Source organism: Endozoicomonas atrinae (assembly GCF_001647025.1).
Lineage (GTDB): Bacteria > Pseudomonadota > Gammaproteobacteria > Pseudomonadales > Endozoicomonadaceae > Endozoicomonas > Endozoicomonas atrinae.
Genome location: NZ_LUKQ02000014.1, coordinates 1 through 13238, shown reverse-complemented (window position 1 = coordinate 13238; position 13238 = coordinate 1). Strand labels below are relative to the sequence as shown.

Below are 13238 nucleotides of genomic sequence, written 5' to 3'. Positions count from 1 at the left end.
GTCACTCAGAGCATAACCTGAAAATCATGGAAAATTTATCAGCCCAGCCTCTTTTCAGCGAGACGGTTACAACAGCTTCTTATAAAAGTGAGAGGAAAAGCAGACAAAATAAAACAAGAGCCACGATGGGCCGTCACGAGCTAAAGGCAGAGTCCTCTGATTTAACTACTCAAAGAAAACGCCGCACATCGCAAGCCATAGATGAACTTTCTCGTCCTGCAAAGACGCTGAAAGCACGCCAAACCTCCACATCTTCAGCTCTGAAGGTAGCTCATCTCCAGCAAAAAATATTCAAAGAGTTAACTTCAGTAGCAAGGCAAGGACCAGGAAAAGATCTCTTTGGTGATTTCTGGGACGCGTTTATTAGCATTTTAGATGCTTTCAGCCCTCTATATCATGAAGGCAGTAAAAAGCCAATTGTTGATCTTCAAATATTCTCTAAATGGGCACCAGAACCTTCCAGAGGGAACATAGATAGCAAACCTGTGATCGTTAAATGGGACAATAAGCCACATAAAATAACCACTGTTAGTTTTGAGTGGGATCAGGCAAAAAACTTATTACTCAGAGGACTTGATAATGGTGAAAAGCTATTCTCTTATGACACTCAATACAAATCAGGTAAAAAACAAATAACAGCATGGGAGTGCCTGGATTTATTTTTAGCAGAATATATAGACCGAAAAGGATGGGAAGTTTCAGCAGAAGCTCTCAGAGAAAAACTGATTTCCTCGTTGCAGGATCCAAAACCAAACAAATCAGATGGGAGTAAATTGACCATTAGGCATTGCAGTCAGTTTCTGAAAGCTAATGAAATTCACGATAAAGGCAGAGCTCTCTTTGGGGAAAATCAGTGGTATGAAATTTTAAACCTTATCGATACCTCCTATCAAGGTTATGACCCCTTACAAAGTACAGGCACAACATCTGATGTTTCTGATATTTTCCACTTGGTACTGAAAGAACTTATTCAAATAATGCCAAACCCCCCAAGTCAAAATGAGACAAATGATGTTCACCCGAAAACCAAAGTACCCATAAGAAGAACTGTCGCCACGACCGAGTTTAATGTAAGTACAACGAAAAACAAACTGAATTCAGAGCAACTGTATGCCACATTAATGCTCCCATTTGCTCATCCTGAAAAATATGGGCTGACTGAAAGTGATATTGAGAAATATGAGTTTCTTTTAGCCGCAATAATGGAACATAAACAATACTATTTTCCCGTAGTGGACTTCGTGAAGACTCAGAGAGATGGTTTCAGAGATGAAGAATTATGGCAAAAGGAGCACGAATACTGCTCTATTTTCCCTTTTCTGATAGCCTTTAAACCAGGTGTAAGTTCTATACCCACTGGTACAGTTCCTGATATTGGCGAGATAGGAGAAAATATAGATTACGAGGCACTAAGAGCCTGTTTCTCTCCAGAAACAGTAACACCAAAGCACCATACCCGTAAAAAACCCAGACCTTCTCATACTGAACCAGAACAATGCACTACCCCGATACCATCGAAAAGAAAAATCGCGTCAAACCCTAATCAACCGAAAAAAGATCTAGAAAAAACACCAAATAAAAAATCAAGAAAATCAGATACTCAATCTAAATGGGAAAAAGAAGTCCATTCACAGAAAAGTAAAAGAGAGCTTTCCGTTAATATTAGAATTTCTGAATCTGATGCTGAAAAATTTGAGCCTAAGGAAGAGCAAGAGCACTCTGAATTGGTCGCCCAACTAGAAGAAAAGCAGGATCATCTAGAAAATGAATTATCACTAGCAATAGCTAAAAAAATAGAATTTGAATCAAAACTAAATGATAGTGAAGAAAAAACAGCAAACCTGACGAAAGAAAAAGAAACTCTCAAGAAAATAATAGCAGAGTTGACTACGGATAAGGAAATCACAACCAAGAAAATAAAAAAACTAGAACATCAACTAACAAAATCCAGAGAGAAAGCAACTGAGTTCAAAGAGCATACACAATCAGCGCAACGCATTTCTGAAGAATATAAAGAAAAATTAAAATCAGCAGAGCATGATTTGGATGAAGCCAGAAAAACACTAAAAATAAAAGAGGAGGACGGAAGATCACGATTATCTTTAACAGAAGAAAACAATCACCTTACTGAGAGAATTGACTGCCTTAAACGGCAAATAGAAGAGTCTGATCAACAGGAAAAAGCCAAAAAGAAAACTTTCACATCTCTTCAAAAAACCATAACTACACTACAAAATGAGAAAAAAGAGCTAAGAAAAGAAATAGAAGAACAAAAAAACGAACTAACAAGCAAAACAGGAGAACTTTCACGTTTGCAAGATCATATAGCAACCCTTGAGAAAAAACACAAAACACTTCAGGGGGAGCTGGAAGAAAAAGAAAAGCATATTGAATGGTCAGGAGAAAATAAAAAGCACCTCGAAGCGTCATTACGAGAATCAAAAGAAAGGCTAAAAAGCCAGGAAGATGAAATTTCAACAAAAAATTCAGAATCTTCAAATTTACAGGAGCGTATCGTCAGACTGAAGGACGAACATAAAATTCTACAAGCACAAATCGATGAAAAGGAATCAAGTTTACTATCCTCAAAAAACAGGGAAAAACAACTTGAGCATTCAATAAGAGAGTCAGAAGACAAGCTTGAAATATCTAACAATGAGCTCAAAAGAAAAACAGAAGAATCATTAGACCTTCAGCTTCGCCTAGGCACGCTTGAAAAAGAATATAAAGAGTTACAGCTACGACTAGATGAACAAAAATCACACATGGAACACTCAAGCGAGAAAGAAAAAAGTCTCGAAGAGTCATTACGAGAGTCGAAAGAAAGACTAAAAATATCGGAGGATGATCTTGCTGGTAAGAAGGAGGAATTATCAAATTTACAAAATCACCTAACCAGACTTGAAAAAGAACACAAAGAGTTTAAGGACAGTTTAGATGAGAAAGAGACAGAATTGGAATTATCTCTACAAAACAAAAAAGAAATTGAGCACGCATTAAAACAGTCAAAAGAGGATCTTAAAGAGTCTGAAGTTAAAATCAAAGCAAAAGCCGATAAATCTGCTGATTATCAGAAGCATATAGACAGACTTAAAAAAGAGTCAGAAGAATTTGAAGAAACATTAAAATCACAAACCCAAGAAATATCCGATTTAAAAACCAGCAAGATGCACTTAGAAGAGTCATTAAAAAAGACAAAGGACGAATTAAAATCATCTGAGGAAAGACTGGCCGATACTGAAGAGTTAAATACACTATTAGATATCTCAAAAACACTAAGCAGCCAGTTAAGAGAAGAAATTACTTCATTGCAAAATGATTTATTAGAAAAGAAAGAAGAGATAAAAGACCTCAATAGTAGACTAAAAGAACATAAAGAAAAAGAGGAATCACTGGATACAAAACTACAAGATCTTGAACTGGAGCTATCGACGGTAACACAGGTACTGCTTGACACTCAAGCTGAAAAATCCTCCTTAGAGGAAAAACTAAAAAGTGAACAAAAAACATTTTCTGAGAAAAAGAAAGAGGAAATCAAACAATTAAACGAAGATTTTTCCGATAAAATTTCACAACTGCAAGAAAATATTAAAAAACTACAAGATGATGAACAGAAACACAAAGAAAAAATAACCAGACTAGAAGAGAACCTTGTAAAAGCTCAAAGAGAATCAACCATAAAGTCTGATGACAGCCATCTAAGAAAATTGATAAAAAATAAAGCAGGAGTCATTAAATCCTGTGAAGAGAAAATAATGGATTTAGAAAAATCACTAACTGAAGAGCAAAAAAAATATGAAAAGCTTGAGAGAAAATCTCTTCGTGTTAAAGATTTGTTTGATGAGCAAGAAAAATGTTTAGAATCTGTTAGGTCACAGGAAGCTCAACTACTACAAGATCTATCAGAAAAGGAAAAAGAACTAAAGTCCGTAACATCGGTTCTTGATTCCATACAAAACCAGGAACTCAAATTACGGCAGCAAATAGAATTAAATGACGAGAAAAAATCAATATTAGAAATAATAAATCAACTCAATGATGAAAGCAATCGGCTAAAATCGGAGCTAAAATCCACCCAAAAAAGCCTGAAAAAATTAGAAAAACAGAAAAGATCTCTTAAATCTGAACTTGAAAAATCGCAGGCTAAAACGGCTGACTTTGAACAGAAAGTCACTAACATTACGAGAGTTCAAGATGACAATACGAGTTTAAGACAAAAACTGTCATACCTTACAGAGCAAAATTCAAAGCTCACAGCAGAGCTGGATATGGCAAGAAACACTCTTGATTCAGCACAAAAAAGTGACTCAAATACAAACAGTAAAATTGAGGAATACAGAAAAGAAAACCATAGATTGAGACGTGAATTAATTAAAGCAGAAGCAGATCTAGAATTATCAAATACCGATAAAGACAGCACAGCACAACAATTAGAAGCAATAAAATCATCAAAAACCTTATTTGAAAGACAGTTATCAGTAGTTAGAAAAGCATCCAAAGAGGTCCAACTCGAGCTGGCTACGGCTCAGACAGAGTTATCATCAAAAAAATCAGCATTTGAAGAAATGATGTCCGAGCGTGATAGACTACTGGAAGAAAAAAGTACTCTTTCAAAGGTAAAGTCAGCACTTGAACGGAGTATCGAATCAAAAATTTCACAGCTAACAGGGGCAGAGGAAAGAGAGAGGAGCTATCAGGCAGAGCTAGTTACCATGGAGACAAAGAATAAAATTCTTGAAAATGAAAATAGAACTCAATATAGACAGCTTACTTCACTGCAACAGCAATTAACAGCAGCTAATGACCGGGCGAAAGACAATGCGAATGTGACCAGTAACACATTAAACCAGAACATACACTTAGTTCAGATGGATTCAGGTATAGCTCAAAACTTAAGACAACAGTTGCAAAATGCAAATAAACTATTACAGGAAAAAGAAGAACAAAATAAAGCTCTTCGCGAAAGGTTAGGCCAACAGCTATTCCCCCCCCAAGCAAGCCAGCAGCAATTTCAGAGTTCTGATCTTACTGATCCTCTACAACCATGGGCAGTAGCACCGGTTGTGCCCGCGGCATTAAATACACTTGCGCTCCAAAATAGAGCTGATCAAGCCAGTACAAGCCATATAACAGGTTTTGATTTTACCGACGATCTATTCGACCAATTACAACAAGGCTCTATTCTTATCCCAGGACTCCAGCAGCCATATAGTTCATCAGATCCTTCACCGCTGTTATCCTCAACATCAAGTAGATTTCATACGATGAATCAACCAAGACCAAGCATGGTGGTAGAGCAGGTTCGTACCAGAAGAGTTACTTTGACTCATGATTCCATCGGCTTTCAACAACAGGGAAACAGCCAGGCTTCACTCCTTCCAGCAATTCAGCCACCCACTTTAGATACCCAAGATAATAACTGCTCTTTAGAAGACCTTCTCTGCGATACAGATTTTTCAGCTGCTTCACCTGGAGCATTTAACGTAGATACTCTGTTTAATAATACGTTCGGAAATGACTTAACACCTGCCAGCTCTCAGCCTCTTCTGCTATCAAGCGTCCTGAGTGATAGCCATAGTAACTGCCTTAAAGCATCCGAAGATTTTAAAAGACGCCTGCTGGCAGAGATTCAAAGACGTTCTGACGCTCCAGCACCACTTGCTGTACATGACGGTCCGCTGGTAGAAGTTGTTAGAAATGGCAACCCGGTACTTCTCAATAGTAAGGGCCTTTGTTTTCATAATGCAGTAATTGAACTGCTGTTTGGCATCAATTCTTCTATAAATATTAGAATGTATTTGCAAACACTTACAGAGCGGTGTGAAGAGCAAAGCATTCTCTACAGTGGCCAGTTTAATGAGTATCAGGTTATTAAAAATCTGTCAGAAATTCTTCCAAAAATGCAGCAAGCTAAAGGTAGTACTGGAGCAGATCCTATTAACTATGCTCTAAACGAATTATTAAATAGTTATCAAAGCACCCAGCTTAAGGTTTTTTTTGAACAAAAGAACAGGTATGGATCTTCTTATTATCGGAGTGGTAGTTTTCAATCAGAGTTCAGTGATGCAGTTCATTTCTGTAACGAGTTATTAACGTTGATCAAGAATATTCATGATTTATACACCCCCTCGTATCGATACCAAGGTAAACCATTTGAAACTTTTTTATTCCCACCAATCAGACAATATAAAGAAGTCTATTCTCATGATGGATCTGACTGGACTTTTCATAGCCAAGTCGATGGTTGTGAACATTTTATGCATGAAATGAATCTGCGACTTGATGAGCTGAAAAATACTGATACATTGCAAACTGTATATCTAAAATCTTTGACGAATACAAACAGGCCAAATGTGCAGAAAGTAGTCATGGAGCTATCTTATCCTGAAATGGCTTCAGCTCCTCCAGTAATGCTCCTATCTTTTGCTTATCCCTACTTAGTAACAAATAATCAATTAACCTGGACCAGGAAAAGAATATCTGAACTGATAACACCTATTCTGAATTATAGTAACGACATGATCAATATTAGTTTTCATTGCTCAACAGATAATAATTTTTATCAATGCTGGTACAGATTCGAGACAATGGTTGTTTACTTTACCAATGATGAAGGAACTCAAGGACATTACGTCGCAATCCAAAGAGATGCTAATCGATGGCTTGTCATTGATGATATAAAACCTCCCATACGTACTTATGATGACTGGTTTTCAGCTTTACAATCTGTTCATAAATATGCATTTCCTGTGATGATCGCATCAAGTAAGTTTGGTGTTAGCTCTATCACTGAATCTCTGGGGCCTAAGCTTTCCTAAAATTATTAATAACATACTTATATTTCTAAAATATGTAATTTAAAAAAACAACATCAAATAACCTATTAAAAGCAATAAATAAACAATCATACAAATTTCAAACAATTTATTATCTGGTGAAAACATGTCTCTTCCAGTAAGCAACAGAAACATTTTCGATTTATTCCAACCTACACAAATTAAACAGGCACCTGACACCTTTGACAACTCAACAACAACCAAAATAAAACCCCATGACAATAGTAAAAAATACCTGGCTCACCTTCCTGAAGTTGATATTAAGCCAGACGTTCAAAGATTAGCCTCAAGGCTTACAACAAGTGCTAAATTCGATTCACCGCATGATTCTATTGCACAAGTCAGTTCTGGTGGGCCTTCAAATAAAAAAGTAAAGTATGAGACAGATACTGAAGTATCTTATTTTTATGAGCAGCCACATAGATTAACACGGGAGTCAGCCAGAGAGCTCAGATTAGCATGTAATGAACTATCAAGAAGAGTTGAAAAATCAAAAGAGCTTCTCTACCAAGATGGAGAAGAAATACCTGGAAGAAGAAAACAGGGTAAAGATCCTAAGATAGAAGTTACTAAGCGTAAACAGCGATATAAGCGACTTTCAATGGTACAGGATCAGTTAGAAGCTATCCCCTGCTTCAATAATGATAACAAAAATTTCTCATTAGCCATGGGAATTAATCTTCGATTACATAAAGTTGGCAGATGTGATAGTTACTGTTACCTGTCTAAAGAATGCTGGCATGATATGCCACCAAGTTTGAAAAAGCCTCATATGAAGCTGGCTACATACATGTATGAATTCATGCTTGATGGAGAAGTGATTTATAATCATTTTTTCCAACTGATTAAAGTAGACAGTAAAGTCCACTCCACAGATAGAATAAAAAATACTGTTCCTGACGTTAAGCCTGAACGCCTTGATTCAGGTAATACAATAGAATCCTCTGAGCTAGAAAGTCCAGTTGTTGTCAATGATCCAGAAATGTCTGAGTCTTTTAATACTGTAATGGTGACTGGTTCAGAGACTCTTTCGGTAGGAGCACATGGCCGCTTCCCTTTTCCACCAGGCTTCAGAGGCTATTACCTCTACGATCCATATTTCTCCGGACATTCCGATACAGTGCCAACTTCCTTCTACATTCAAAATTATGATAACGATGATTTCCATAATTTTGTCATGATGGTTACTAAAGAAATGGGGCATAAAGTTCCATTATCTCAACTTAGATCAGCAACTTTGAAGGTTAAACAAGTTGACATTATTGACTCAACACCTGTGAGTCCAACAGATCGGAGTACTATCCGTCGCTTGACTGAACAACTGGTCATCAGCTCTTTAATAAAAGATTTTCGGGATCCTAAGGAGTGTCACGGAACATTAATGGATTGTCGTCGATTAGACCTTTTACCACCATCGGATCACTTTGATACACACTGGAATAGCGAATGGGACGATAGCTGGGGGATACCTACTATACGACAATTAATAGTGCATCAGGTTGAGAATAGAAACACGAAGAGCCCAGAAGACAAACAATTGATGAAGCTTTCATCATTAAATGAAGCTAAAGATATCAGTCTGCCAAAAATAGCAGGTAAAATATTTTCAGAGGGCGCTACAACTGCCAGAACGAAGAAAGCTTTTAGAGGTCACATATATGACCTAAGCTGCAGAACTGTTATTGATGAGCATAGAAATTATTTGCGATTGAGTGAGTTACAAGAAGAAAAATCTAGAAGATCTTTAAAAAAACTCGAAGAGGATAGAGAGCAAAAAATAAGTAAAATGCGCACCCCCCCTATTATGGAAAAGAAGGAAAGCAGAGGTCTTTGCCTATTGCTGATTAAAAAAATAGAGAAAAGAGATCATATTAATGATACAAGTCGACATGGCAGACTCTATAACTTCAAAAAAAAATACATACTGCCAAACTTAGATTTACTATCTAGAGCAAGCCCAGAAAGAAGGGTATTATTAGAGAGTGAATTTTGTCATCATTTTGGTATTACTAGAGACCATCTAGATAAATTATACAGGCTCACCTCTCTGGAGCAGAGAAAAACACACGAAAAGGTAGAAAAGAACCAGCTTTTACGAAAACACACAGCTCAAATGTTAAAATTATCCATTATAGATGGATTATCTTTCTTAAACATAAAGCATGTGTTGTTTCCTAATTTTAATTTCATTAACGATGATATTATTGGAAGAAGAATAAATACGGTTATCGGAACATTAAAAGAGGCCATCGAAAAAGGCGATAATAAAAGCATTCAAAAAGTCATGCAACTTTATGGACTAACCAGATCTCAGGTTTTTGAATTCGCTGATGGATTTGAAAAGAAGAAGTATGTGGGGAAGCAAAAGATTGTTATTGATACTGCACTAAGAACTGACATTCATTCAAAACATGAACTTCATTTAAAACTGGCAGAAATCAATTGCAAAGTTGATAGATTCAGGGCGGCAACTTATTTACGAAAATTTCTCAATATGGAAACGGCAGAGCAAGTAAAATCATTCTGCCAGGTTAAAGAATCCACTGCAAAAACCTGGCTATCCAAGAAAGATAAAGTCAAGGCAGTTCTTGACCGGGATGCAAAAACAATGAAAAAAATAGAAAAGCACTCTCCTGAGTTTTTGGAAAAACTTAAAGTATTTTCATTAAAACACACCAAGTCTTTATATGCGCTCAATTCAAGATTCCCGAACAAACAGTTGAGTGCTCAGTTTGAAGGTGATGATATAGAAGAAGTTATCAGACGGCTAAGTGAGATTAGGAGAAGAGCAAGAAGAAACAATGAACATGACAGAAGAGTACTACTTAAAAGCGGATTTAATGAAAACGAAATCGAGAAGTTAATTCAACAATTTAGGGCTCAAATTCCTGTCGCCAGAAGTTCATTCGTACAGGTTATTCACCTCATGGAAACTGGCCAGGCTGACAGCTTTGATCGTGCCATTGGATTACTTATTCGTCAGGATCACAGTGTATCAATGTCCGACCTCAGAGCACAGAAAGATTACTTTCTGAAAGCAGGAATCCATAAAACTGCTGAAGCCCTCAGCGAATACTTTGATACTAATATTGAAAATGCCGTGCGTTGGAAACAAATAAAATGGGAAGATAATTTTACCGATATACCCATAGAGAGAGCGTCAAACTTAAGAGGAAAAAAACGCCCCCATTTAACAGTCACAGACGTCAGCTCCATTGTTTCAGAGCATACTGAGTCCAAGCGCCAGAAAATCGCTGATGAAACTGCTATTGAACTTTCCAGTGATTTTGGCAGTGAACATCCTGAGCCATTACCATCTGGTAAAGAGAGAAATAACAGCATCTATCTTCGTACCCATTTACTTGGTTTGCTTTATGGCGGCAATGGTCCTGTATTTGATCAGGAAGAAAGAATAAAGATACAAGAGCGCTATCCACGTAACGTTGACTCAGTACGGCGATGGGTTCGACACTTCAAGGAAGAGGTTAAAGGCCGTAAAAGTATTCATTTTCAAGCTACAAAATATAAAGTCCCTAAAACCACTATTGAACTGTGGCGTTCAAATTTAGAAAAAGAGTCAAAGACAGACGATAAACATCTACTTGTGGCAGGTTTTATGTTAGATAAACTATATGGCGATAATCCAACATCCGACAAGCTCAAAAGAGCAAATATCGAAAAATTAGCAGAGCAACAATTTCCAGTATCTACCTTTAGAGAAAGAACCGCCATATTCACCGACTGGGACAAAAATACACACGTATATGAAAGAAATGTCGATGAACTGGCAAGGGAGTATAACATCACCCCAGAAAAGGCTCGTACCTGGTTAGACAACTACTATCTTTCAGGACACCCATTTTCCTGTGCTTCCTTCAAATCTCGTATTGTTGTTGATGCTGCAACCCACTTTTTCAATATTTTTTATGCGTCTGCAAGCAATGTTCCAAGCATGGGAGGAACATGTAAAGCCTATATTGATTCACAGCCTTATAAACCATTTATTCTTAAAATGAGTGATTCTATCTTCAACAACTGGAAACTGAAATTTGAAAAGCAAATAAACCAAGGAAAAACGCCTCAAGAAATTGCTCAGACATTCCATCAACCTATTGAAGATATTAATCGCTGGATTTCTGTCTTTAAGGATAGGCAGAAGCTTTTGGCCATGCCTGGTGGCAGTCATCTTATAAAAAGGGAAAAGCTCCACTAAACATTCACAAACCTTGGAGGCCCTAATACCATTACTCCACCTTCACTGATGACCGGCTATAAGACAGTCGATGTATTAACGCCGGTAGTCTAGAGGGTGTATTCCGCCTGTCCCGTAAAAAAATATGGGCATGGGCCAACCCCTTTACCGATCGGTTGGTAGGGGGGTTGATATGCACCACCCACTCAAAGCCTGATTCACTGAATAGCTCTGGAAAGTGCAGCTTTAGCAACTCTTCTGATTTCTGTTCCAGGGCTTCCCTGTCCCAGAATGGGTCTGTGGAAAACATCAGCAGCTGGTAGACACCGTCCTCCAGCCAATAACCATAGTTATTGGTTACCAGCCGGTATTGTTCAGGGCACCCCTTCTCTATACACCAGATAGCCTTCTGCTTATCCATACTAAAGATATTCTGATACACAGAGAACTCTGGCGAAAGTTTCTGTTCCTTCAACTCAGCAAGATACTCATCGTAAATACGCTGACCTTCTGTTGTTCTTACCGGCAGGAGCTGCCCGGACTTAATCTGCTGCCAGGTAACAGCTTCAGTGAGGGCTCCCTGGTGACATCCAAAGAGTACCAAGGCAAGAAGTGCTGGCTTAACAAGACTTTTCATATTCCAAGTCAGTCAGTTTCGATAACTCCACTATAGACCGGACAATGAACACAGCGCTCCAGATATGCGCACCAAACAGGGTCACTTTTATGCCTGCTTTTTGGGCAGGTAACATTTTTATCGCTACAGCATAATTCTCAACTGCTCTTCAATCACCGCAATCCATGAATCAACAGATGAAAAAACAAATAGTTAGAAGCCATATCCTGTTAAGCGACAGTAAATCTGACTAATTGGCCAGTTAATTGCTTAAGCACTAAAAGCTGATGATTTAGTCAGCAATTAACAAGCCTGACAATTATAAAAAATAAACAGCTGACAGGGTGACAGCTGAAAGGGGAAACATATGCACAGTGAACAGGCAGAAGCTGGAAATCAGGATCTTATCTATCAACTGGATGACCGGCCACCAGCACCGCAGGCGTTTTTCGCAGCCCTTCAGCATGTACTGGCCAGTTTTGTCGGAGTGATTACTCCAACACTGATCATTGGTGGGGTCCTTGGCCTGGGAGAACACATTCCCTACCTGATCAGTATGGCGCTTATCGTTTCCGGGGTGGGTACCTTTATTCAAGCCCGACGATTTGGGCCTGTTGGTGCAGGCATGATCTGCCTTCAGGGTACTAGTTTTGCCTTCCTGGGCTCTGTGCTCGCAGCGGGGTTTATTGCTAAAAGTCAGGGAGGAGGCCCTGATGAGATTCTCTCTTTGATTTTTGGTATCTGTTTTCTGGGTGCGTTTGTGGAAATAGTCCTGTCCCAGTTTCTTGATAAACTGAAAAGAATTATTACGCCTCTGGTAACCGGTATTGTCATCACCATTATCGGAATTTCACTCATCAAGGTAGGCATGACCGATCTGGCTGGAGGATTCAAAGCACCCGACTTTGGCAGCCTGCAGAACCTGGTACTGGGTGGTTCCGTACTGGCAGTCATCATTATGCTCAATCGATCCAGTAACCAATGGCTGCGACTGTCGTCCATTGTCATTGGTTTGATTACCGGTATGGCTCTGGCCCTGTTTATGGGTAAAACCAGCACTGCAGCCATTATGGAATCGATTTCGCAGCAACCATGGCTCAGCATTCCCGTTCCCTTCAAATATGGCTTCTCTTTTGACTGGGTCGCCTTTCTGCCCATTGCCATCATTTATCTGATCACAGCCATTGAATCTACCGGAGACCTGACCGCTAATTGTATGATCTCCAGGCAGCCCATCCAGGGAAAAAACTACCTTCGTCGTATTAAAGGTGGTGTTCTGGGTGATGGATTCAACTCCATGCTGGCTGCCATTTTCAATACCTTCCCCAACACCACTTTCAGCCAGAATAACGGGGTTATTCAACTGACTGGTGTGGCCAGCCGTTATATTGGTTATTTTGTTGCTGGCATTCTGGTCATTCTCGGCTTGTTCCCTGTGGTAGGTGCCATCCTGCAGCAGATTCCCAATGTCATCACCGATGTAATAAGTCTTCAAAACACCAGTTTAATTTGACCTCCCGATTAACCCTTTTCTGGCCGATTGTTTTCCTGTTGGTATCAAGCAGGGAGCAGCGCCATGACCAATCGAGAGGAC

The 13238-nt window shown here is 38.7% G+C and carries 4 protein-coding genes; 3 read left to right on the top strand and 1 reads right to left on the bottom strand.

The window, feature by feature from the left end; translation table 11 throughout:
* The first annotated feature begins 26 nt into the window (after window positions 1-26).
* Both AK963_RS03430 and AK963_RS03425 read left to right on the top strand, forming a co-directional pair.
* Complete coding sequence (locus AK963_RS03430) at window positions 27-6818, top strand: hypothetical protein (RefSeq protein ID WP_066014078.1); 6792 nt, start codon at window positions 27-29, stop codon at window positions 6816-6818.
* Window positions 6819-6942: 124 nt separating this feature from the next.
* Window positions 6943-11049, top strand: a complete 4107-nt coding sequence (locus AK963_RS03425) for a hypothetical protein (protein WP_066014077.1) — start codon at window positions 6943-6945, stop codon at window positions 11047-11049.
* 31 nt (window positions 11050-11080) lie between these two features.
* Here AK963_RS03425 and AK963_RS03420 read toward each other — a convergent pair whose 3' ends face one another.
* Window positions 11081-11665 carry a DUF3605 domain-containing protein gene (locus AK963_RS03420; protein ID WP_066014076.1) on the bottom strand — a complete coding sequence of 195 codons (585 nt, stop codon included), beginning with the start codon at window positions 11663-11665 and terminating at the stop codon, window positions 11081-11083.
* Window positions 11666-12011: 346 nt separating this feature from the next.
* Here AK963_RS03420 and AK963_RS03415 point away from each other — a divergent pair, with 346 nt between their 5' ends.
* Window positions 12012-13157, top strand: coding sequence for a solute carrier family 23 protein (locus AK963_RS03415; protein WP_238593631.1), 1146 nt, complete (start codon window positions 12012-12014; stop codon window positions 13155-13157).
* The last annotated feature ends 81 nt before the right edge of the window (window positions 13158-13238 follow it).